The 21,472-nt window shown below is 58.4% G+C and carries 21 protein-coding genes; 12 read left to right on the top strand and 9 right to left on the bottom strand.

Translation table 11 applies throughout. The features are described 5' to 3' along the window. Positions 1–154 precede the first annotated feature (154 nt). A complete protein-coding gene (gene tyrR, locus H7K56_RS01760) occupies positions 155–1,720 on the top strand; it encodes a transcriptional regulator TyrR (RefSeq protein ID WP_021506133.1) in 1,566 nt (521 codons plus the stop codon). Positions 1,721–1,778: 58 nt separating this feature from the next. Here tyrR and tpx read toward each other — a convergent pair whose 3' ends face one another. Beyond that, positions 1,779–2,282: a thiol peroxidase gene (tpx, locus tag H7K56_RS01755; RefSeq protein WP_058780606.1), complete on the bottom strand. Its 504-nt coding sequence runs from the start codon at positions 2,280–2,282 to the stop codon at positions 1,779–1,781. Between the two features lie 151 nt (positions 2,283–2,433). Here tpx and ycjG point away from each other — a divergent pair, with 151 nt between their 5' ends. Continuing rightward, positions 2,434–3,420, top strand: a complete 987-nt coding sequence (ycjG, locus tag H7K56_RS01750; RefSeq protein WP_150361050.1) for an L-Ala-D/L-Glu epimerase — start codon at positions 2,434–2,436, stop codon at positions 3,418–3,420. Here ycjG and mpaA read toward each other — a convergent pair. Beyond that, on the bottom strand, positions 3,389–4,102 hold the full coding sequence (gene mpaA, locus H7K56_RS01745) for a murein tripeptide amidase MpaA (RefSeq protein WP_141495471.1): 714 nt from the start codon (positions 4,100–4,102) through the stop codon (positions 3,389–3,391). The genes ycjG and mpaA overlap by 32 nt on opposite strands. Before the next feature lie 188 nt (positions 4,103–4,290). On the opposite strand from mpaA, the gene H7K56_RS01740 reads away from it, so the two are divergent. From H7K56_RS01740 to H7K56_RS01730, 3 genes are all read left to right on the top strand, one after another. Continuing rightward, entirely contained in the window at positions 4,291–5,910 is a 1,620-nt protein-coding gene (locus H7K56_RS01740; protein WP_150361049.1) for a peptide ABC transporter substrate-binding protein, read from the top strand. Between the two features lie 128 nt (positions 5,911–6,038). Continuing rightward, complete coding sequence (gene zntB / locus H7K56_RS01735; protein ID WP_021506128.1) at positions 6,039–7,022, top strand: zinc transporter ZntB; 984 nt, start codon at positions 6,039–6,041, stop codon at positions 7,020–7,022. Positions 7,023–7,329: 307 nt separating this feature from the next. Further along, complete coding sequence (locus H7K56_RS01730) at positions 7,330–7,476, top strand: hypothetical protein (protein ID WP_021506127.1); 147 nt, start codon at positions 7,330–7,332, stop codon at positions 7,474–7,476. Positions 7,477–7,529: 53 nt separating this feature from the next. Here H7K56_RS01730 and ttcA read toward each other — a convergent pair whose 3' ends face one another. Further along, the gene (gene ttcA / locus H7K56_RS01725; RefSeq protein ID WP_150361048.1) at positions 7,530–8,465 is read right to left on the bottom strand and encodes a tRNA 2-thiocytidine(32) synthetase TtcA; all 936 of its coding nucleotides are present in this window, start codon (positions 8,463–8,465) and stop codon (positions 7,530–7,532) included. Positions 8,466–8,790: 325 nt separating this feature from the next. Between ttcA and iraP the strand changes: the two genes are divergently transcribed. After that, positions 8,791–9,156: an anti-adapter protein IraP gene (iraP, locus tag H7K56_RS01720; RefSeq protein WP_010618425.1), complete on the top strand. Its 366-nt coding sequence runs from the start codon at positions 8,791–8,793 to the stop codon at positions 9,154–9,156. A 146-nt stretch (positions 9,157–9,302) separates the two neighbouring features. Then, entirely contained in the window at positions 9,303–9,503 is a 201-nt protein-coding gene (locus H7K56_RS01715; protein ID WP_010618426.1) for a DUF2767 family protein, read from the top strand. Positions 9,504–9,580: 77 nt separating this feature from the next. On the opposite strand, the gene H7K56_RS01710 is transcribed toward H7K56_RS01715, so the two are convergent. Further along, positions 9,581–10,237, bottom strand: coding sequence for an MgtC/SapB family protein (locus H7K56_RS01710; RefSeq protein ID WP_021506125.1), 657 nt, complete (start codon positions 10,235–10,237; stop codon positions 9,581–9,583). A 188-nt stretch (positions 10,238–10,425) separates the two neighbouring features. On the opposite strand from H7K56_RS01710, the gene H7K56_RS01705 reads away from it, so the two are divergent. Continuing rightward, the gene (locus H7K56_RS01705) at positions 10,426–10,698 is read left to right on the top strand and encodes a putative hemolysin (protein WP_021506124.1); all 273 of its coding nucleotides are present in this window, start codon (positions 10,426–10,428) and stop codon (positions 10,696–10,698) included. Positions 10,699–10,713: 15 nt separating this feature from the next. Here the strand turns inward: H7K56_RS01705 and H7K56_RS01700 are convergent, their stop codons facing one another. Next, positions 10,714–11,706 (bottom strand): 2-hydroxyacid dehydrogenase, encoded by a 993-nt coding sequence (locus tag H7K56_RS01700; protein WP_132462603.1) that lies wholly within the window; start codon positions 11,704–11,706, stop codon positions 10,714–10,716. A 165-nt stretch (positions 11,707–11,871) separates the two neighbouring features. Between H7K56_RS01700 and H7K56_RS01695 the strand changes: the two genes are divergently transcribed. Genes H7K56_RS01695 through H7K56_RS01685 form a run of 3 tightly spaced genes read left to right on the top strand, consistent with a single transcriptional unit; the run spans position 11,872 to position 15,007 of the window. Then, a complete protein-coding gene (locus H7K56_RS01695; RefSeq protein ID WP_150361047.1) occupies positions 11,872–14,490 on the top strand; it encodes a YdbH family protein in 2,619 nt (872 codons plus the stop codon). After that, positions 14,487–14,675 carry a YnbE family lipoprotein gene (locus H7K56_RS01690; protein ID WP_010618431.1) on the top strand — a complete coding sequence of 63 codons (189 nt, stop codon included), beginning with the start codon at positions 14,487–14,489 and terminating at the stop codon, positions 14,673–14,675. The genes H7K56_RS01695 and H7K56_RS01690 overlap by 4 nt, the downstream gene beginning before the upstream one ends. Before the next feature lie 11 nt (positions 14,676–14,686). Then, the gene (locus H7K56_RS01685) at positions 14,687–15,007 is read left to right on the top strand and encodes a YdbL family probable chaperone protein (protein ID WP_021506121.1); all 321 of its coding nucleotides are present in this window, start codon (positions 14,687–14,689) and stop codon (positions 15,005–15,007) included. Positions 15,008–15,085: 78 nt separating this feature from the next. Here H7K56_RS01685 and azoR read toward each other — a convergent pair whose 3' ends face one another. Next, the gene (gene azoR, locus H7K56_RS01680) at positions 15,086–15,685 is read right to left on the bottom strand and encodes an FMN-dependent NADH-azoreductase (RefSeq protein ID WP_021506120.1); all 600 of its coding nucleotides are present in this window, start codon (positions 15,683–15,685) and stop codon (positions 15,086–15,088) included. Between the two features lie 253 nt (positions 15,686–15,938). On the opposite strand from azoR, the gene hrpA reads away from it, so the two are divergent. Next, complete coding sequence (gene hrpA, locus H7K56_RS01675) at positions 15,939–19,835, top strand: ATP-dependent RNA helicase HrpA (RefSeq protein WP_150361046.1); 3,897 nt, start codon at positions 15,939–15,941, stop codon at positions 19,833–19,835. Position 19,836: 1 nt separating this feature from the next. On the opposite strand, the gene H7K56_RS01670 is transcribed toward hrpA, so the two are convergent. From H7K56_RS01670 to asr, 3 genes are all read right to left on the bottom strand, one after another. Further along, positions 19,837–20,643, bottom strand: a complete 807-nt coding sequence (locus H7K56_RS01670) for a trypsin-like serine peptidase (RefSeq protein WP_021506118.1) — start codon at positions 20,641–20,643, stop codon at positions 19,837–19,839. A gap of 116 nt (positions 20,644–20,759) precedes the next feature. Beyond that, positions 20,760–20,840 carry a small membrane protein YdgU gene (gene ydgU, locus H7K56_RS23590; protein ID WP_021506117.1) on the bottom strand — a complete coding sequence of 27 codons (81 nt, stop codon included), beginning with the start codon at positions 20,838–20,840 and terminating at the stop codon, positions 20,760–20,762. 81 nt (positions 20,841–20,921) lie between these two features. Next, entirely contained in the window at positions 20,922–21,398 is a 477-nt protein-coding gene (gene asr, locus H7K56_RS01665) for an acid resistance repetitive basic protein Asr (protein ID WP_071813568.1), read from the bottom strand. Between the last annotated feature and the right edge of the window lie 74 nt (positions 21,399–21,472).

The raw sequence follows: 21,472 nt of genomic DNA, 5'->3' as shown, positions 1-21,472 counted from the left end.
AGAGTGATTTCTGGCGGGATTATTGTTGGTTGTTCCGCTACACTTCTCTTCGTAACCGGCCTCAGAGTGTCAACTTTTCATGACAGAACCCTTCTGAGGCGCTGCAAGTTAGCGTATTATCTCTAAAATCAAAACCTGACTAAGGCTCATCGCAATGCGTTTGGAAGTTTTCTGCCAGGACCGTATCGGTCTGGCGCGCGAGCTACTCGACCTGCTGGTTGCCCGTAATATTGACCTGCGCGGCATTGAAATTGCCTCGCTGGGCCGCATCTACCTCAACTTTTCTGCGCTGGAATTTGACGCATTCAGTAACCTGATGGCGGAGATTCGCCGTACACCGGGCGTGACAGATGTCCGTACCGTGTCATTCATGCCGTCTGAACGTGAACATCGCGCGCTGAGCGCGCTGCTGGTGGCGATGCCCGAGCCGGTGTTCTCCCTCGACCTGAAAGGTAAAGTCGAACTGGCGAATCCGGCGGCGCAGAACCTGTTTAATCTCGACGAACAGAAGATCCGTAATCAGAACGCCGGCACGCTGATTGCCGGCTTTAATTTCCAGCGCTGGCTGGAGAGTGAACGTGTTGACGCGCAGGCGCAGCATGTGGTGATCCAGGGGCGTGATTTCCTCATGGAAGCGCGCCCGATCTATCTGGCGCAGGAAGATGAGCAGAACGACCAGCCGGTAGGCGCGATGATCACCCTGAAATCCACCGCGCGCATGGGGCGGCAGTTGCAGAACCTCAGCGTCACCGATGACTCCGAATTCGATCACATCGTGGCGGTGACGCCGAAAATGCGTCAGGTGATCGACCAGGCGCGCAAGCTGGCGATGCACGATGCGCCGCTGCTGATTGTCGGCGACACCGGCACCGGTAAAGATATGCTGGCGCGCGCCTGCCACCTGCGCAGCGCTCGCGGTAAAAAACCGTTCCTGGCACTCAACTGCGGCTCGATCCCGGATGACGTTGCTGAGAGCGAGCTGTTTGGTCACGCGGCGGGCGCGTATCCCAACGCGCTGGAAGGGAAGAAGGGCTTCTTTGAGCAGGCGAACGGCGGCTCGGTGCTGCTGGATGAAATCGGCGAGATGTCGCCGCGCATGCAGACTAAACTGCTGCGCTTCCTGAACGATGGCACCTTCCGCCGCGTCGGCGAAGATCATGAAGTGCATGTGGATGTGCGCGTGATCTGCGCCACGCAAAAGAACCTGATTGAGCTGGTGCAGCGCGGTGAGTTCCGCGAAGACCTGTTCTATCGTCTGAACGTGCTGACGCTGAATCTGCCGCCGCTGCGCGAACGTCCGCTGGATATTCTGCCGCTTACCGAAATGTTTGTGGCGCGCTTCGCGGATGAGCAGGGGCTGCCGCGCCCACGTTTGTCTCCGCAGCTGACGCCGTTCCTGACGCGCTATAACTGGCCGGGCAACGTGCGCCAGTTGAAAAATGCGCTGTATCGCGCGCTCACGCAGCTGGAAGGTTATGAACTGCGTCCGCAGGATATCGTGCTGCCGGAGCAGGCGCTGGATGTGTCGCTGGGCGAAGAGGCAATGGAAGGGTCGCTGGATGAAATCACCAGCCGTTTCGAGCGTTCAGTGCTGACTCGTCTCTATCTGTCGTATCCCAGCACGCGTAAACTGGCGAAACGCCTTGGGGTGTCACACACCGCGATTGCCAACAAGCTGCGCGAATATGGCCTCGGTCAGAAACGCAGCGAAGGCGAATAATCCGCGTTCTGCATGAACAAGCCGTCTGTGACAGACGGCTTTTTTATCAGCAGTAGCCTTACTTCAGCGCTGCCAGTGCCGCTTCATAGTTTGGCTCTTCGGTGATTTCATTCACCAGCTCGCTGTACAGCACCTTGTCGTTCTCATCCAGCACCACCACCGCGCGGGCGGTCAGGCCTTTCAGCGGGCCATCGGCAATCGCGACGCCGTAATTTTCAATAAATTCTGCACCGCGCAGTGTAGACAGGGTCACTACGTTGTTGACGTTTTCGGCGCCGCAGAAGCGCGACTGCGCAAACGGCAGATCGGCAGAGATGCACAGCACCACGGTGTTGTCAGCTTCGCCAGAACGCTCGTTGAATTTGCGCACCGACGCGGCACACACGCCGGTATCAATGCTTGGGAAAATGTTCAGAACTTTGCGTTTGCCTGCATACTGAGAAAGGGACACATCACTGAGATCTTTCGCTACCAGGTTGAACGGTTTTGCCTGCTCGCCAGCCTGCGGGAAGTGGCCGGCAACCGGCACCGGATTGCCCTGAAAGTGAACATTCTGCGACATACAATTTCCTTTTAACGATGAAATATCTGGCGTTAACCCCACCAGAACAGGTATAGCGTTTGTTTATGACATAAATTTTAAGGGTTTACGAGCCTAATTCAACGTGGAGCTGCACCAGCACGTTATGACGTCATGGATTTGAGGAGTCAGTATGAGAACAGTGAAAAGTTATCCGGAAGCCTGGCCGCTGCACTCGCCGTTTGTTATTTCGCGCGGCAGCCGCACCGAGGCGCACGTGGTGGTGGTGGAGATTGAGCAGGATGGCCTCAAAGGGATTGGCGAGGCCACGCCCTATGCGCGCTATGGCGAAAGTGAGGCTTCGGTGCTGCAGCAGATTGCTTCACAGCTTGGTGCGTTACAAAACGGCATGACGCGTGCGGCGCTGCAACAGGCGTTGCCGGCCGGTGCCGCGCGCAACGCGATTGATTGCGCGCTGTGGGATCTGGAGCGCCAGCAGCAGCGCACCAGCCTGGCGGCGCTGTGTGAAGCGGTGCCGGCACAGGAGATCGTCACGGCGCATACCGTCAGCATTGATACGCCAGAAGCGATGGCCAGCAGCGCGCTGGCGCTGTGGCAGCACGGCGCGCGCCTGCTGAAAATTAAGCTGGATAACCATCTGATCAGCGAACGGCTGGTGGCGATCCGCAGTGCGGTGCCGGACGCCACGCTGATCGTCGATGCCAATGAGTCCTGGCAGGCAGAAGGGCTGGCGGCGCGCTGCCAGCTGCTGGCGGATTTGCAGGTGGCGATGCTGGAGCAGCCGCTGCCTGCCGCGCAGGATGCGGCGCTGGCCCATTTTATCCATCCGCTACCGATCTGTGCGGATGAGAGCTGCCACACGCGCGACAGTCTGGCAGCCCTGCACGGGCACTATGACATGGTGAATATCAAACTGGATAAAACCGGTGGGCTGACCGAAGCGCTGGCACTGGCCACGGCCGCGCGCGCGCAGGGATTTGCCATCATGCTGGGCTGTATGTTGTGTACCTCGCGCGCCATTCGCGCCGCGCTACCGTTAACGCCGCAGGCTACGTTTGCTGACCTCGACGGTCCGACGTGGCTGGCGGCCGATGTGGAACCGTCGCTGCACTTCTCGCACGGCGTGCTTAAGACGACGGCTGCCAGCGCAGCAGGTTGATCATCGCATCAAGATACACCTCGGTGGCTTCGTCCACCGAGATGGCGGGCATTTCGGCGGTGATGCAGGGCAGACTGAGATCGGCGCACCAGCTGCCAAACGAGCCCGGCGTGGCGTAGCCGACGCTGCTCACCACCGGCAGACCGGTTTGTTCCGCCAGCCAGCTGGCCAGCGGGCTATGGTGTGGATCGTCAATACAGGCCAGCGGTTCGTGCCAGGAGACGACCCAGCGCGGCCGGATACGATGAATCAGCTGGCACAGTGCGGCGGTTTCCGGCTCTGACGCCGGTGCGTTTCCGGTTGAGAGCAGCACATCGCGCGCGTCGGCCATGCTGTTCCAGCGATAGACAGTATCGCCCGCTTGCCAGTTGGCGGCAGGGAAGTTGCGGTTGAGATCAACACCGTTGACATTGGCGCGCAGCCCGAGCTGGCAGCCATCCGGATTGACCGCCAGAATCACATGATGACGCCGCAGCGTGTCCGGCAGCGTGCGCATGGCGGCAGAGAGCGTGGCCACCGCCGCGTTTTCATCGCCGTGGGTGCCGGCGATAATCAGTCCGCTGTCCTCGTCGGCCGCCGGTGCCGGAAACCACAGCAGCGGCGCACCCAGCACCGAATGTCCATATTGTTGCCAGACGGCGTCCAGCTTACCGCGCAGCGGGCGCGGGTGGTGTGTCGACATAACTTTCCTCTCTGTCATGCATCGCGTTCAGCCGCAAAAATTGTGAGCTGCCATCCAGCCTCAACATAACGGTAAACAGCAGACGGGGAAATAGCTATTTATCAATCAGCGATTTGCGATAAAGTGCGAAAAGTTGCTGGCGACGCATTGGTTTGGCCGTCGCCCTTTTTTCGGGTCAAGGAGTCGTGATGAAACTAACTTTCCGCACCACGCTGGCCGCGCTCATCATCAGCAGCGCTCTCTCATCCGCCTATGCCGCCAGTGTGCCAGCCGGGGCGCAACTGGCCAGCAGCCAGGAAATCGTGCGCCATATCAAAGATGAACCAGCCTCGCTTGATCCGCTCAAAGCGGTCGGTCTGCCGGAGATTCAGGTGTTGCGCGATCTGTTTGAAGGGCTGACCAACCAGGACGCGCAGGGTAAAATCGTGCCGGGCGTTGCGCAGAGCTGGAGCAGCAATGACAACAAAACCTGGCTGTTTACGCTGCGCAAAGATGCGCGCTGGTCCAGCGGTGAACCGGTGACCGCACAGGATTTTGTCTACAGCTGGCAACGTCTGGTCGATCCCAAAAATAGCTCGCCTTTCGCCTGGTTTGCCGCGCTGAGCGGCATTGAGAATGCTGAAGCCATCACCAAAGGGCAGATGAGCCCGGACAAACTGGGCGTGGTGGCGACCGATGAAACGCACCTGAAGGTGACATTGTCACGTCCGCTGCCGTGGTTCCCCAGCATGGTGGCTAACGTGGCCATGTTCCCGGTGCCGCAAAAGGTCATCGGGCAAAACGGCGATGGCTGGACTGCGCCGGGTAAGCTGGTAGGCAACGGCGCTTATCAATTGCAGGAGCGCGTGGTTAACGAAAAGATTGTGCTGGTGCGTAACCCGCACTACTGGGATAACGCCCATTCGGTACTGACGAAAGTGACCTTTATTCCCATCAATGAAGAATCCAGCGCCACCAAGCGTTACCGCGCCGGGGATATCGATATCACGGAATCCTTCCCGAAAAATATGTACGGCCTGCTGAAAAAAGAGCTGCCGGGGCAGGTGTATACGCCGGATCAGCTTGGCACCTACTACTACGCGTTTAATACCCAGAAAGGGCCGACGGCGGATGTGCGGGTGCGTAAGGCGCTGTCATGGAGCATTGACCGCCGCATCATCGCGGAAAAAGTGCTGGGCACCGGCGAGAAACCGGCATGGCACTTCACACCGGACGTCACCGCCGGCTTCACGCCGCAGCAGAGCTATCTGCAGCAGCACAGCCAGCAGGAACTGAATGCGCAGGCCAAAGCCCTGCTGACCGCCGCCGGTTACGGCCCGGCTAAACCGCTGCACCTGACGCTGCTGTATAACACCTCTGAAAGTCACCAGAAAATTGCGATTGCGGTGGCCTCGATGTGGAAAAAGAATCTCGGCGTTGACGTGACATTGCAGAACCAGGAGTGGAAAACCTATATCGACAGCCGCAACAGCGGTAATTTCGATGTGATTCGCGCTTCGTGGGTGGGCGATTACAATGAGCCGTCGACCTTCCTCAGCCTGCTGACCGCCAGCCACAGCGGCAATATTTCCCGCTTCAGTAACGCGGAATATGATGCGGTGCTCAGTAAAGCCAGCAATGAAACCAGCGTGGCGGCGCGTAATGCCGATTACAACAAAGCCGAGCAGATCATCGCTAACCAGGCGCCGATTGCGCCGATCTACCAGTACACCAACGGGCGGCTGATCAAGCCATGGGTTAAGGGCTATCCCATCACTAATCCGGAAGACGTTGCCTACAGCCGGGAATTGTGGATTGAGAAACACTGACGCTGAACCGCCACGGAGGGCGGTGAACGACCCGGTTGCGCTGTCATTTTTACTCACACCCTGGTAATTGCAACTGTCCCGCGCCGCGCTAGACTGTATCGTATTGTTTTTGCTAGTGAGGCGAGTACGTGAACGTCATTGAAGGAAAAGCGCTGCAGGTGTCGGATGCGATTGTCGCCTGCCAGTTCGACGGCAAGGGTGGCGTTATCGCCATTGAAGATAAAGATGTCATCAACTGCGAGCGTCACTGCTGGCTGCATCTGAACTACACCCAGCGGCAGAGCGCTGACTGGTTGCAGCATACGCCCCTGATCCCTGATGCGGTGCGGGATGCGCTGGCCGGTGACAGCATGCGACCGCGCGTGACGCGCCTCGGTGACGGCTTTATGATCGTGCTGCGCAGCGTGAATCATAACGCCGATTCGCGCCCGGACCAGCTGGTGGCGATGCGGGTATTTATCAATGACAAGCTGATTGTCTCTACCCGCCGTCGCAAAGTGTATGCCATCGATGAAGTGCTGACCGATCTGCAAAACGGCAACGGCCCGGTGGACGGCGGCAGCTGGCTGGTGGACGTCTGCGATGCGCTCACCGATCACGCCAGCGAATTCATTGAAGAGATGCACGATAAAATTATCGCGCTGGAAGATGCGCTAATGGATCAGCAGGTCCCGGCGCGCGGTGAACTGGCGCTGCTGCGCAAACAGCTGATCGTGATGCGCCGCTATATGGCGCCGCAGCGTGATGTCTATGCGCGGCTGGCAAGCGAGAAACTGCCGTGGATGAGCGATGACGATCGCCGCCGCATGCAGGATGTCGCGGACCGGCTGGGGCGCGGGCTGGATGACCTCAATGCGGGCGTGGCGCGTACCGGCATTCTGGCGGATGAAGTGGCCTCGCTGCTGGCGGAATCCATGAACCGGCGCACTTACACCATGTCGCTGATGGCGATGATTTTCCTGCCCGCCACGTTTCTCACCGGGCTGTTTGGCGTCAATCTCGGTGGCATTCCCGGTGGCAGCTGGCCGCACGGCTTTACCATGTTCTGCGGGTTGTTACTGGTGATGGTGCTGGGGGTCGCGCTGTGGCTGAAACGCCGCAACTGGCTGTGATGTTATCAGGGGGTTATCTGCAGCTCATGAACGGATAATTGTGGCGGTGCAGGGGAGAAAAGCGGAAAAAACCTGATCGACATCAATAAGCGCATAGCCCAACCGGGGCAAACTCTCTCCCGCAGGTGAATGCAACGTCAAGCGATGGGCGTTGCGCTCCATATTGTCTTACTTCCTTTTTTTGAATTACTGCATAGCACATTTGATTCGTACGACGCCGGCTTATCCGCCGGCTTTTTTTTGCCGTTTGGCTTGCTGCCGCATCCTTTCCTATGCTTAACAGACATTCAGCGAACAGGAGAACGGCATGCGCATGATTCACGCCAGCGAACCTATCCCGACCGATCCGCCACCGATTCCCGAACCCGTGCCGCAACCGCAGCCCATTCCCGAGCCTGAGCCGCCGCACGATCCTGAATTTCCGCCGATTAGCGATCCTCCGCCGCACCGCTAATAAAAAAGGCGCGTTGCCGGAGCGACGCGCCTCTATGTTGCAAAGTCACCGCGTTATTTAATTTCCAGCACGTCGAGGCGAGCACTCAGGTCCGGCTGATCGTCCTCGTCAGCCTGCCAGCCGACTGGCTGCGCTGGCAGCGATTCGCGATCGAAACCAATGTCCCCGCCGTCAACCACCGCATCACCATGCTTAACGCCTTTAAAATCAAACAGATTAATATCAGCCATATGTGATGGCACGATGTTCTGCATGGCGCTGAACATGGTTTCAATGCGGCCTGGATAGCGCTTGTCCCAGTCACGCAGCATATCGGCAACCACCTGGCGCTGCAGGTTCGGCTGTGAACCACACAGGTTGCACGGAATGATAGGGTACTGGCGCGCTTCGGCGAATCGCACGATATCTTTTTCGCGGCAGTAGGCCAGCGGGCGAATCACGATATGTTTACCGTCATCGCTCATCAGTTTTGGCGGCATGCCTTTCATCTTGCCGCCGTAAAACATGTTGAGGAACAGCGTCTGCAGGATGTCATCGCGGTGGTGACCTAAGGCTATCTTGGTGCAGCCCAGTTCAGTGGCGGTACGGTAAAGAATACCGCGACGCAGGCGCGAACAGAGCGAGCAGGTGGTTTTGCCTTCCGGGATCTTCTCTTTAACGATGGAGTAAGTGTCTTCGTTGACGATCTGATACTCCACGCCCAGCGTGTCGAGGTAAGCCGGCAGCACGTGTGCCGGGAATCCCGGCTGTTTCTGGTCAAGATTCACTGCCACCAGCGAAAAGTTGACCGGCGCGCTCTGCTGCAGGTTACGCAGAATTTCCAGCATGGTGTAGCTGTCTTTACCGCCGGACAGGCACACCATGATGCGATCGCCTTCCTCAATCATGTTGAAATCCGCAATCGCTTCACCGACGTTACGGCGCAGGCGCTTCTGCAGTTTGTTCAGGTTGTACTGCTCTTTTTTATTAACTTCTTGATGTTCAGACATGAATTTCGGTCTCGGTGATCGCTGGTCAGCTGCGGATGTCGCGTTGATGCGGCCCTGGTCAGGCCTGCATTAACCGTGTCCGCGCACGCTGTGGGTCGCTGCGCTGGCCTTTATGGGTGCCGGCTGACCGCAGTCAGCAGGAAAAGTCTGTGGCGTATGGTACGGATTACAGCGCCAAATTCCAGCACGATTTATGGGTTTGCCAGTGATGCGCTCTGTGCGCCGCGCGATCGCGCTCAGAGACCTGTTGCGCTATTCACAATTTTTAGTTTGTCGCGGATTTGGCAAGCGGTACACTGCCTGCTTCCCCAGGGAGGAATAAGCGATGAAAAATGTTGTGTTAAGCATGCTGGCGAAGATTTCACAAATTGATGCCACCACCAAGCAGTTGACCGCGCGCGTTGAGGCTCAGTCGCTGCTGATCGGTGCGCTGGTACTGGCCGTCAGTAAGAAAGGCGGTGTCACTGAAGTTATTGAAAGCGCCAACAAAGCCATCAACATGGTGATTGAGTCAGCCGAGGCTGACGATATGCTTAAGTCGGACGCCGCTATTCTGCTGAGCGAGTTCCAGGATCTGTTGACGATTTCGCGTGCGGTTGACAGCGCCGATGATGTCATCAACCAGCAGGCGCTGGAAGGTATTACCGGTGTGAGCAGCGCCAGCGATGACGACAAAAAGGATCCGTCTTAATCACGCAGCGCCGCAGTCGGCTACCATTGCGCACATTTTGCCAGCGGTAACTGCATATTTATTGATCTGGGTAAAGATTTCTTCTCACTGCGCTGACAGGATGGATTCAGCGCTTTTTTTAGTTTTTAAAGGTGAGGAGAGGAATAATGCAAACGTACGATATGGTGTTTGAGGAGGCGTGCCGGCTGGTGGGGCAATGCTATCTGGAACTGGCGCAGCGCGGTGCCGCTACCGAAAAAGAGGTGCTGGCCAGCGAGTTGCGGAACCTGCAACTGCGCTATCGGGAATTAACCGGCGCGCCCAATCGCGCTGTTGAAATGGCGATTGGACAACTCAAACCCTGCTAACCCAGCCGCCCGGCCTTCAGTGCCGGGCTTTTTATCTTCCCTCCACGGCAGCGGTTAACCCGCCAGCGCCAGCGCAGTCAAACCATTTCCAGCGACTGCACGCCTTTGATTTCCATCACTTTGTCATAAATGCTGTGCATAGGAAATCTGCGTGACAACGTCACCTCAACGCTCAGCTCGCACAGGCCGCTCTCTTCGTTACGATTGACTACAGCGATGTGGCCATAGCGCAAATTTTCGCGCTGCAGTACCAGCAACACCAGCGGTACGCTTTTGGCTTTGAGATGGACGATAAGAGTGTGATGGCGGCCAATCAGCCAGTGGCTGATTCGGCGGAACGTTTCCAGCACCACCAGCGCCAGCACCGTGCCGTAAATACCGATTTCGTACATGCCGCTACCGATCACCAGGCCAATCGCGGCGGTCACCCACAGGCCGGCGGCGGTCGTCAGGCCTTTCACAATCTGCTTTTGAATGATGATGGTGCCGGCGCCAAGAAAGCCCATGCCGCTGACCACCTGCGCCGCAATACGGCTGGGATCCAGCGCCACATGGTCGTTAGTCAGCATATCGGCAAAGCCATATTTTGACACCAGCATGAACATGGCGCTGCCAATGCCGACCAGAATGTGGGTGCGCAGGCCCGCTTCTTTAGCGCGCATCTGGCGCTCCAGGCCAATCAGTCCGCCCAGTATTCCGGCTAACGCGATGCGGATGAGCATGTCGGCTAACATCCTTCCTCCTTATTGATTGATGTTGCGTATGAACAGGCAGAGAAAGAGGCAAAACGCTGCAATCAGGATAATTCTGCTTGCCAACGACGATATTAAATTTTGTAAAAAGCTGTGTCGCCTATCGATCGCGCACCGCTGCTGACATATGCTGGTGCGACTTTTCCGCTCACACTCCCGGAGCCCGACCGATGAAAGCCGCAACTTTACTGCTGGCCGGCGCAGCGCTGTTACTCTCTGCCTGCAGCAGCAACAGCGACAATGAACCGCCGCAACAGGCCACCGCCGCGCACGTGCAGCCGCACGTCGTGATGTCGTCCATGGCAGAAGCCAACTGCAACAGCGCAGGCGGCACACTGGCGTTCTCGCGTCAGTTAGACGGTTCACGCATCGGGATGTGTCAGCTGGCTAACGGTCGTCGCTGCGATGAACAGGCACTGATCGGCGGTGCCTGCGCCCGCTAACGCAGGCGCAGAACGTTACGCCTTCACCTGATTTGCACAGGTTTCCCCGCGCGCCAGCTGCTGTAAATTGCTGAGCGTGGTTTCTGAAATCGCCGTCAGCGCTTCGGCGGTGAGAAAGGCCTGATGGCCGGTAAATAACACGTTGTGACAGGCCGACAGGCGGCGGAACACGTCGTCCTGAATCACGTCATTCGACTTGTCTTCAAAAAACAGGTCGCGTTCGTTCTCATACACGTCCATGCCGAGCGAGCCGATTTTCTGCTGTTTCAGCGCCTCAATCGCCGCCTGTGAATCAATCAGCCCACCGCGGCTGGTATTGATAATCATCACCCCATCTTTCATCTGGCTAAACGCCTGCGCATTGAGCAGATGGTGGTTTTCCGGCGTCAGCGGACAGTGCAGGGTGATGACATCGGACTCCGCCAGCAGCGTTTTCAAATCAACATATTCCGCCCCGAGCGCCAGCGCGGCGTCACTTGGGTACGGATCGTACGCCAGCAGACGCATACCAAAACCTTTCAGGATGCGCATCGTCGCCACACCAATCTTGCCGGTGCCGACCACGCCAGCGGTTTTATTGTGCATGTTGAAGCCGGTCAGGCCGTCCAGCGAGAAGTTGGCATCGCGCGTGCGCTGGTAAGCGCGGTGAATGCGACGGTTAAGCGTCATCATCAGGCCTACCGCGTGTTCCGCTACCGCTTCCGGCGAGTAAGCGGGCACGCGCACCACCTGCAGTCCCAGCGCGGCTGCGGCGTCGAGGTCGACGTTGTTGAAACCGGCACAGCGCAGCGCGATATATTTCACGCCCAGCGCCGCCAGCTCCTCCAGCACCGCTTTGCTGCCGTCATCGTTAACGAAGATACAGACCGCATCACAGCCAGCGGCGTTTTTCGCCGTGGTTTCGCTCAGCAGGAAGTCAAAAAACTGCAGCTCAAATCCGTAGCCTTCGTTAACGTGCTCGAGGTATTTCTGGTCGTAATGCTTGGTGCTGTAAACCGCAACTTTCATTGTTTCGCTCCTGAAAAATGTTACGTCGGTATCACATCAGGATAACGTTTTCCGCGTCATTTTGCTGTTCTTCAGCCAGACTAAAGCGGTAACGCCTTCATTTGCCGGGCGTAACATGCCATCATCTCTGTCAGGATTGGGTAAAGAACAGGAACGTTAACAGCCATGACGCGGGGCCTCCGTCGACTACTTGCTGCGCTACTGGCGCTGATACTGCTGCTGCTGGGATTGCTGCTGACGCTGACGCACTGGCTGCCGCGGCTGGCAGGTATCTGGCTGCCGGAAAACACCCGCGTCGAGCTACACGGCGCGCCGCACTGGCAGCAGGGCCGGCTGGTATTTCCTGATGTGCGCTATCTGGCCGGTGACTGCCTGCTGGCGCAGGTCGCCGACGTGGGGCTTGGCCGGACGCAACAGCGCTGGCAGCTTGATGCGCGCGAGGTGGCGCTCAACAGCGATTGTCTGCAGGCGCTGCCGCACAGTGCCACGCGCGATGCGCCGCGCAGCCTCGCAGAGTGGCAGCAGATGCTGCCCGGCGCGGATATCCATCTGCAACAGCTCAGTATTTTGCCATGGCAGCAATATGCCGGCCGCTTCGATCTGACTTTAGACAAAGACCTTCAGCAGCTGCGTTATCAGGGCGACAACCTGCGCGTCGCCGCGCGCCTGCAGGGGCAGCAGCTGCACATTGATCAGCTGCAGCTCAGCCATCCCATACTGCCGCAACCGGTCGAACTGCATGGCAATCTGACGCTGCCGACTTTTGCCGATGGCCTGCCGGTGGCGGGTGAGCTCAGCGGTGCGCTTAACCTGACGCAGTGGCCGCAGCCGCTGGCGCTGACGCTTAACTGGCAGCAGCAGCAGGGCGAACTGGTGGTGCGCCAGCAACAGGAACCACAGCCGTTGTTGCAGCTGCCGTGGCAGGTCGATGCGCAGCAAATCCGCATCACTGCCGGTCACTGGCGCTGGCCGTTCGGGTCGCAGCCGCTGTCGGGCGGCGTGGCGCTGACACTGGATGACTGGCAGCAGGGGCTGGAACAGACGCAGATCCGCGGCCGCTTCAATTTACTGACCGCCGGACGCGGCGGGAAAGGCAACCTGGTACTGAGCGTTGGGCCGGGCAAGCTGAGCCTGACTGACAGCGCACTGCCGTTCCAGTTAACCGGCGAAAGCAAGTTTGCCGACCTGCAACTGTACGGCACCATTCCCGGACAATTACATGGCATGCTCAGCGATCCGCAGCTCAGCCTGCAGCCGGGCGCACTGCTGCGCCTGCGCGGACGCTTACTCTCGACGCTGGAAGTAGATGAAGCGCGCTGGCCGCTGGCCGGCGTCAGCGTGGCCTCGAGCGGCATCAACGGCCGGTTACAGGCGATTCTCAACGCGCACGACCCCAGTTTCGGCCGCTTCAGGCTGCACCTCGACGGGCGCGCCAGCGACTTCTGGCCAGACAGCGGACGCTGGAACTGGCGTTACTGGGGCGAAGGCGTGATGGCGCCGCTTAGCGCCAAATGGGATGTGAAGGGCACCGGTAGCTGGTACGACACCCTGATCAGCCTCGATACGCTGAACACCGGGTTCGATCAGCTGGCGTACGGCATGGTGCAGGTGGATAAGCCGCGCCTGACGCTGACCGCGCCGGTGCGCTGGCAGCGCGATGTGGCACAGCCGGCGTTTAACGGCGGGTTTGCGCTGCGTTCCGGCCAGACGCGCTTCAGCTACGGTGGCTGGCTGCCGCCGTCCGAACTGCGTTTCGATGCCAAAGGGCGCGATCCAGGACATTTTCTGTGGCGCGGTCAGCTCACCGCGGAAGACATCGGACCGCTGCGCGTGCATGGCCGCTGGGACGGCGAGCGGCTGCGCGGCGAAGCCTGGTGGCCGGCGCAGTCGCTCAGCGTCTTTCAGCCGCTGCTGAGCAGCGATCTGAAGATGCGTATCCAGTCTGGCGAGCTGCGCGCGCAGATGGCCTTTTCCGCCGCCAGCGGCCAGGGGTTTGAGGCGGGCGGTTTCTGGGCGGTGAAACAGGGCAGCGTGTGGATGCCGGACAGTGAAATCAACGGCATCGATTTTACCCTGCCGTTCCGCCTGAAAGATCATCAGTGGCAGCTGGGGCGCCGCGGGCCGGTGTCGCTGCGCATCGCCGAAGTGAAGAACCAGTTTGCGCTGCAGAACATTACCGCGGATCTGCAGGGCCACTATCCGTGGCAGGAGCGCCAGCCGCTGACGCTCAGCAACGTCAATCTCGATCTGCTCGGCGGGCACGTCAGCATGCCAGCATTGCGTTTACCGCAGCATCAGCCGGCGCGGATTTCGCTGCGTGACATTGATCTCAGCCGGCTGGTGACGGCGCTCAAGCCGAAGCAGTTTGCCATGTCCGGTAAAGTGAATGGCGAATTGCCGCTGTGGGTGAACAATCCGCACTGGCTGATCGAAAAGGGCTGGATCGCCAACAGTGGCCCGCTGACATTCCGCATGGACAAAGACATGGCGGATGCGATTGTCAGCAATAACGTGGCCGCCGGGGCGGCGATGGACTGGCTGCGCTACATGGAGATTGCCCGTTCGTGGGCGACGCTGGATCTGGATAACTTCGGTAACCTGATTCTGCAAAGCGAGGTGAAAGGCACCAGCCAGTTCAGTAACCGCCGCCAGTCCGTCAATCTTAATTACCGTCATCAGGAAAACCTGTTCCAGCTGTGGCGCAGTCTGCGCTTTGGCGATAATTTGCAATCCTGGGTGGAGCAAAACGCCACCCTGCCATCCAACAAGGACCCGAAACCATGAGCCTGAGGGCATTACTGGTGCTGACAGCGGGACTGCCGCTGCTGGGCTGTGTGCCGCGCATCGAAGTCGCCGCACCCAAAGAGCCAATCACCATCAACATGAACGTAAAAATCGAACATGAAATCCACATCAAGGTGGATAAAGACGTCGAAGCGCTGCTGAAGAATCAGAGCGGACTGTTTTGAGGAGAGGCTCGATGAAACGCAAGGGGATAGCACTGTTGCTGGCGTTTTTGCTGGTGCCGTCGGCCTGGGCGCTGACGCTGGATCAGGCGCGCCAGCAGGGGCGCGTGGGCGAAACGCTGAGCGGTTACATCGCCGCCCGTCAGCAGGATGACGAGACGCTGGCGCTGGTTAAGCGCATCAATGACGGCCGCAGCCAGCAGTATCAGCGCGTGGCGCAGCAGAACAACCTCACCACCGCCGAGGTGGCGCGCATCGCCGGCGAGAAGCTGGTTAACCGTGCCGGCAGCGGCGAATATGTGCGCGGGATAAATGGCCAGTGGGTGCAGAAATAACTGCTTCCACGACAGCGCAGGCATAAAAAAGCCGGGCACTCGGGCCCGGCAAGACAGATAGCATTGTTTTAATGATGATTACGCAGCAACAATCTGTTTGATGGCGTCTTTGGCATCGCTGGCGGCTTTGGTTGCCACTTCCGGACCGTAAGCAATGCCTTCGGCGAACACGAAGTCAACGTCGGTGATGCCGATGAAGCCGAGGAACAGTTTCACGTAAGGGGTCAGCAGATCAGTCGGGGTGTCTTTGTGAATGCCGCCACGGCTGGAGAGGATCACCGCACGTTTGCCTTTCACCAGACCTTCCGGGCCTGCTTCGGTGTAGCGGAAGGTGACGCCGGCACGGGCAATCAGGTCAAAGTAGTTTTTCAGCTGAGTAGGAATGTTGAAGTTGTACATCGGAGCGGCGATAACCACGGTATCGTGCGCCTGCAGTTCAGCAATCAGTTCATCGGACAGGGCCAGCGCGTCCTGCTGACGTGGCGACAGCGGCGCGTCTGAAGGACGCAGGGCGCCAACCAGTTCACCGTCCAGTACCGGAATCGGCTGGGCAGCCAGATCGCGTACCGTGACTTCGTCGCCTTTGGCGCGGGCTTCATCAGCGTAGAAGTCTGCCAGCTGGTTAGACTGTGAGTAACCGGCAAGGATGCTTGATTTCAGAACTAAAACTTTGCTCATGGTATTTTCCTGTACGTTACGCGGTTGGCTTACCGCTCAATGCGTTACACTCTACGGAGTTCATCCCGCAGGTAAAAGCGCAATATTTCGAGGCCTATGTTCGAAATTATTGAATAAGGTGGCACGTCCGGTCAGGTGAGATGTTCCAATCTGTGCTAAGATGGCGGGCATTAATCGATTGAATCCGCCGGAAAATTCTGCCCGGCGCCGAGCCGCAGTGCCGGCTCACTGCAACAACAGGTAATTCATCACTATGTCATCATCCGTTACGTCACCTCTGGCCCCCCTCTGGTCGCGGCTCGATAACCTGATGCTGCGCGACCGCAAAGCGCTGCAGCGTCGTCTGCACGGTGCGGCAAAGGTGAAAAATCCCGCTGCGCAGCAGGAAATTATGGCTGAGCTGGAGCCGGTGTTTGCCGCGGCAGAACAGCGCGTGGCGCAGCGCGCCGCCGCGACGCCGCGCATTACGTTTCCGGACAATCTGCCGGTCAGCCAGAAGCAGCAGGACATCGCCGACGCGATTCGCGATCATCAGGTAGTGATTGTCGCCGGTGAGACCGGCTCAGGTAAAACCACCCAGCTGCCAAAGATCTGTCTGGCGCTCGGGCGCGGTGTGAAAGGGCTGATTGGGCATACGCAGCCGCGTCGCCTGGCGGCACGCACCGTGGCGAACCGCATTGCCGAAGAGCTGGAAACCACGCCCGGCGGCACCGTCGGTTATAAGGTGCGGTTTAACGATCAGGTCAGCGAAACTACCCAGGTCAAACTGATGACCGACGGTATTCTGCTGGCGGAAATTCAGCAGGATCGTCTGCTGCTGCAGTATGACACCATCATCATCGATGAAGCGCATGAACGCAGTCTGAACATCGATTTCCTGCTGGGTTACCTGCGCGAGCTGCTGCCGCGTCGTCCCGATCTGAAAGTGATCATCACCTCCGCGACCATCGATCCGCAGCGCTTTTCGCGCCACTTCAATAATGCCCCGGTAATCGAGGTTTCGGGCCGCACTTATCCGGTCGATGTACGCTATCGTCCGGTGGTAGAAGATGCCGAAGACACCGAGCGCGATCAGCTGCAGGCAATTTTCGATGCGGTTGACGAACTGAGCAGCGAAGGGCGCGGCGATATCCTAATCTTCATGAGCGGTGAGCGCGAAATTCGCGATACCGCCGATGCGCTGATGAAGCGCGATTTACCGCACACCGAGATTCTGCCGCTCTATGCGCGCCTGTCCAACGCCGAACAGAACCGGGTGTTCCAGGCGCACAGCGGCCGCCGCATTGTGCTGGCGACCAACGTCGCTGAGACCTCGCTCACCGTGCCGGGCATTAAATATGTCATCGATCCCGGCACCGCGCGCATTAGCCGTTACAGCTACCGCACCAAAGTGCAGCGACTGCCGATCGAGCCGATCTCGCAGGCGTCGGCTAACCAGCGCAAAGGGCGCTGCGGCCGCGTGTCGGAAGGGATCTGTATCCGCCTTTATTCAGAGGATGATTTCCTCAGCCGCCCGGCGTTTACTGACCCGGAAATTCTGCGTACCAACCTGGCGTCGGTAATTTTGCAGATGACGGCGCTTGGACTGGGCGACATCGCCGCATTCCCGTTCGTCGAAGCGCCGGATAAGCGCAATATTCAGGACGGCGTGCGCCTGCTGGAGGAGCTCGGCGCGATCACCCTGAGCGAGGAAGGTGCGTACAAACTGACGCCGTCCGGGCGCAGTCTGGCGCAGCTGCCGGTCGATCCGCGCCTGGCGCGCATGGTGCTGGAAGCGCAGAAATTTGGCTGCGTGCGCGAAGTGATGATTATTGCCGCTGCGCTGTCGATTCAGGATCCGCGCGAGCGTCCGGTGGAGAAACAGCAGGCATCTGACGAGAAACACCGGCGTTTTGCTGACAAAGAGTCGGATTTTCTCGCCTTTGTTAATCTGTGGAACTACCTGCAGGAACAGCAGAAAGCGCTGTCCGGCAACCAGTTCCGCCGCCAGTGTAAAAGCGATTATCTCAATTACCTGCGCGTGCGCGAATGGCAGGACATCTACACCCAGCTGCGTCAGGTGGTGCGGGAACTGGGCATGCCGCTTAACAGCGAGCCGGCACCGTATCGCGAAGTGCATTGCGCGCTGCTCACCGGTCTACTGTCACACATCGGTCAGAAAGATGCGGAAAAGCAGGAGTTTACCGGCGCACGCAACGCGCGTTTCGCTATTTTCCCCGGTTCCGGGCTGTTTAAGAAGCCACCAAAATGGACCGTGGTGGCGGAACTGGTGGAAACCAGTCGCCTGTGGGGCCGCGTTGCGGCGCGCATCGATCCGGAGTGGATCGAACCGCTGGCCCAGCATCTGCTGAAGCGCAGCTACAGTGAACCGCACTGGGAGAAAGCGCAGGGCGCAGTCATGGCCACCGAGAAAGTCACGCTGTACGGGCTGCCGATTGTGCAGGCGCGTAAGGTCAATTACAGCCGCATCGATCCACAACTCAGCCGGGAGCTGTTTATCCGTCATGCGCTGGTGGAAGGCGACTGGCAGACGCGTCACGCCTTCTTCCGCAATAACCTGAAACTGCGCAGTGAAATCGAGGATCTGGAGCACAAATCGCGGCGGCGCGACATTTTAGTCGATGACGAGACGCTGTTTGCGTTTTACGATCGCCGCATTGGCAGCGAGGTGGTCTCAGCGCGGCACTTTGACAGCTGGTGGAAACAGGCCAGTAAGGACAATCCGGATCTGCTGAGCTTTGATAAGCAAATGCTGATCAAAGACGGCGCGGAGAAGGTCAGCCAGCTGGATTACCCGAACTTCTGGTATCAGGGCAACCTGAAACTGAAGCTCAGCTACCAGTTCGAACCGGGGGCCGATGCGGATGGTGTGACGGTGCACATCCCGCTGCCGCTGCTTAACCAGGTCGACGAAGCCGGTTTCGAGTGGCAGATCCCTGGCGTGCGCCGCGAGCTGATCATCGCGCTAATCAAGTCGCTGCCCAAGCCGGTGCGACGCAACTTTGTGCCGGCACCCAACTACGCCGAAGCCTTTCTTGGCCGCGTGACGGCGCTGGAGCAGCCGCTGCTGGATGCGCTGGAGCGTGAGTTCCGCCGCATGTCTGGCGTCACCATTGAGCGCGACGCCTGGCAGTGGGATCAGGTGCCCGATCACCTGAAAATGACCTTCCGCGTGGTGGATGAGCACAACCGGAAGCTGCAGGAAGGCAAAGACCTGCATCAGCTGAAGCAGGTGCTGAAGGGCAAGGTGCAGGAAACGCTGTCCAACGTGGCGGATGACGGGCTGGAACAGCGCGGGCTGCATCTGTGGAGCTTCGGCGATCTGCCGCAAAGCTACGAGCAGAAGCGCGGCAACTATCAGGTCAAAGCCTGGCCGGCGCTGGTGGATGAAAAAGACAGCGTCGCGATTCGCCTGTTTGACAGTGAACGCGAGCAGCAGAAGATGATGTGGCGCGGCCAGCGGCGGTTATTGCTGCTGAACATCCCTTCGCCGATCAAGTATCTGCACGAGAAGCTGCCAAACAAAGCCAAGCTCGGACTCTATTTTAATCCGTACGGCAAAGTGCTGGAGCTGATTGATGACTGTATCGCCTGCGGCGTGGACAAGCTGATGGCGGACGCCGGTGGCCCGGCGTGGCAGCAGGAAAACTTCGAGCAGCTGCGCGATAAAGTACGCGCTGAACTGAACGACACGGTGGTGACCATCGCCAGCCAGGTCGAGCAGATTCTCACCAGCGTGTTCAACATCAACAAGTTCCTTAAGGGACGGGTGGACATGACGCTGGCACTGGCGCTGGCGGATATCAAAACGCAGCTGAGCGGCCTGGTGTATCGCGGTTTTGTCACCGGCAACGGCTATCAGCGGCTGGGCGACACACTGCGCTATCTGCACGGTATTGAGCGCCGGCTGGAGAAGCTGCCGGTTGATCCGCACAGCGATCGGGCGCGGATGCTGAAAGTGCAGGCGGTAGAGCAGGCGTGGCAAAGCTGGCGTAACAAGCTGCCGCCGCAGCGTCAGGACGATGAAGAGGTACAGGCGATCCGCTGGATGCTGGAAGAGCTGCGCATCAGTTATTTTGCGCAGCAGCTGGGCACGCCGTATCCCATCTCCGACAAACGTATTCTGCAGGCGATGGAGCAGCTGAGCTGACTTATTGCGCCAGCGCTTCCAGCTTGTCTTTAAAGGATGTAACGGCGATGGCGCGGTTATCGGCGCGATAGCGATCGGCCGGTGCCGGCGCCGAGCTCTGTACCGCAATCAGCTGCCACTCGCCGTCGCGCTTCAGCAGCAGCGGAGAGCCGCTGTCGCCGGGCAGGGTGTCGCACTGGTGCGACAGCACGGCACGCTGCGCCCAGCCGGTGATCAGGCAATCGCTGTGCGAGTAGAGCGTATCCAGATGGTCAGCGGGATAACCGGCCTGTGTCACTTTGCGGTCGGTGGTTTTCAGCGCGGCGGTTAAATCGCTGCGCGAACCGTCAAACAGCGGAATCGGCACGATACCGGACGGCGGATTGTGCAGAATCACCAGGCCGTAATCGTAAGGTGCCGCGTCTGGCGGCACGATCCAGCCTTCACCATCCGCCTGCAGACGCCGCGCCAGCGAAGGCTCAACGCGCGCGTCGATATCATGAATTTCGTAGCGCCAGCCTTTGGCACCTGCCATAAAGCGCAGCGCGACCGGCTTGTCGAATTTGCCCGGGGGCGTCAGTAAGCAGTGTCCGGCCGTTAGCGCCAGATGGGCCGAAATCAAAGTGGCACTGCATAGATTGCCGCTTTCCGTCTCTAACTGACCAATGGCATCCCACGGCGCCGCACTGACGTCGGTAATGGCTTTACGATGATCTTTGCCGAAGAACAGGGTCTTAATCTCTTCCGGGCTGGGGCCGTCTTCATCATCGGCATGTGCTGTGAGGTTAAAGCTAAAAAGACCTACAAATAACAGGATAGCCAGGCGCATAGTTCTCTCAATGGCGAGAATAAATAGAGGTTATGGTCATCACGCTTGAGCGATAACTATAGTCGGTGAGCGGTAAAAAAGGGAGAAATATTGGAGTAATCAGCACGCTACAACGACTAGATAAAAAAGCTGGCCGCAATAATGCCGCACAGAATCATGACAATCAGGATAATTTCGAAGCGATAGCGACGCACCATTTTTCGCTACTCCAGTAAATAAACACCCGGCAGAACCGGGTGTTTTCAATCATTAATGCGGTGTTGGCGCGCAAGGCAACCTTATTTAGCAGCTTTTTTCGCTTTGTGGTGCTTTTTAGCAGCCTGAGCTTTCTGAGCAGCTGGTTTGGTTACTTTTTTGTGGTGCTTTTTAGCAGCCTGAGCTTTCTGTGCAGCTGGCTTAGTGGCTTTGTGGTGTTTTTTAGCAGCCTGGGCTTTCTGAGCCGCTGGCTTGGTGGCTTTCTTGTGGTGCTTTTTAGCGGCCTGGGCTTTCTGAGCAGCTGGTTTGGTGGCTTTCTTGTGGTGCTTTTTAGCCGCCTGCGCTTTCTGAGCCGCTGGTGCTTTCTTCTCTACTTTCTTGTGCTTTTTGGCAGCCTGCGCTTTCTGAGCAGCGGCTTTTTTGTGGTGAACAGCTTTGTGCTTAGCCGGTGCAGCGGTAGTTGCAGCAGCAGCAGGAGCAGCAGTTGTTGTCTCAGCAGCGAAGGCTACAGAAGACAGACCCATAGCAGCGGCGATCACCAACGCAAATAATTTTTTCATTGCAAAACCCTCGAACTATTTTTTCATGTGTAGCCCACTGCGGGGCCGGTGAATGCACTATATGTAAAACAATT

It is taken from the genome of Pantoea dispersa (genome assembly GCF_014155765.1).
GTDB lineage: Bacteria > Pseudomonadota > Gammaproteobacteria > Enterobacterales > Enterobacteriaceae > Pantoea > Pantoea dispersa.
The sequence above is the reverse complement of the archived record's forward strand: the minus strand, read 5'-3'. Positions and strand labels throughout refer to the sequence as shown.

Excerpts from the sequence above, each read along its gene's own strand:
- tyrR (WP_021506133.1), top strand. The coding sequence starts at position 155 with ATGCGTTTGGAAGTTTTCTGCCAGGACCGTATCGGTCTGGCGCGCGAG.
- tpx (WP_058780606.1), bottom strand. The coding sequence starts at position 2,282 with ATGTCGCAGAATGTTCACTTTCAGGGCAATCCGGTGCCGGTTGCCGGC.
- ycjG (WP_150361050.1), top strand. The coding sequence starts at position 2,434 with ATGAGAACAGTGAAAAGTTATCCGGAAGCCTGGCCGCTGCACTCGCCG.
- mpaA (WP_141495471.1), bottom strand. The coding sequence starts at position 4,102 with ATGTCGACACACCACCCGCGCCCGCTGCGCGGTAAGCTGGACGCCGTC.
- H7K56_RS01740 (WP_150361049.1), top strand. The coding sequence starts at position 4,291 with ATGAAACTAACTTTCCGCACCACGCTGGCCGCGCTCATCATCAGCAGC.
- H7K56_RS01730 (WP_021506127.1), top strand. The coding sequence starts at position 7,330 with ATGCGCATGATTCACGCCAGCGAACCTATCCCGACCGATCCGCCACCG.
- ttcA (WP_150361048.1), bottom strand. The coding sequence starts at position 8,465 with ATGTCTGAACATCAAGAAGTTAATAAAAAAGAGCAGTACAACCTGAAC.
- iraP (WP_010618425.1), top strand. The coding sequence starts at position 8,791 with ATGAAAAATGTTGTGTTAAGCATGCTGGCGAAGATTTCACAAATTGAT.
- H7K56_RS01715 (WP_010618426.1), top strand. The coding sequence starts at position 9,303 with ATGCAAACGTACGATATGGTGTTTGAGGAGGCGTGCCGGCTGGTGGGG.
- H7K56_RS01710 (WP_021506125.1), bottom strand. The coding sequence starts at position 10,237 with ATGTTAGCCGACATGCTCATCCGCATCGCGTTAGCCGGAATACTGGGC.
- H7K56_RS01705 (WP_021506124.1), top strand. The coding sequence starts at position 10,426 with ATGAAAGCCGCAACTTTACTGCTGGCCGGCGCAGCGCTGTTACTCTCT.
- H7K56_RS01700 (WP_132462603.1), bottom strand. The coding sequence starts at position 11,706 with ATGAAAGTTGCGGTTTACAGCACCAAGCATTACGACCAGAAATACCTC.
- H7K56_RS01695 (WP_150361047.1), top strand. The coding sequence starts at position 11,872 with ATGACGCGGGGCCTCCGTCGACTACTTGCTGCGCTACTGGCGCTGATA.
- H7K56_RS01690 (WP_010618431.1), top strand. The coding sequence starts at position 14,487 with ATGAGCCTGAGGGCATTACTGGTGCTGACAGCGGGACTGCCGCTGCTG.
- H7K56_RS01685 (WP_021506121.1), top strand. The coding sequence starts at position 14,687 with ATGAAACGCAAGGGGATAGCACTGTTGCTGGCGTTTTTGCTGGTGCCG.
- azoR (WP_021506120.1), bottom strand. The coding sequence starts at position 15,685 with ATGAGCAAAGTTTTAGTTCTGAAATCAAGCATCCTTGCCGGTTACTCA.
- hrpA (WP_150361046.1), top strand. The coding sequence starts at position 15,939 with ATGTCATCATCCGTTACGTCACCTCTGGCCCCCCTCTGGTCGCGGCTC.
- H7K56_RS01670 (WP_021506118.1), bottom strand. The coding sequence starts at position 20,643 with ATGCGCCTGGCTATCCTGTTATTTGTAGGTCTTTTTAGCTTTAACCTC.
- ydgU (WP_021506117.1), bottom strand. The coding sequence starts at position 20,840 with ATGGTGCGTCGCTATCGCTTCGAAATTATCCTGATTGTCATGATTCTG.
- asr (WP_071813568.1), bottom strand. The coding sequence starts at position 21,398 with ATGAAAAAATTATTTGCGTTGGTGATCGCCGCTGCTATGGGTCTGTCT.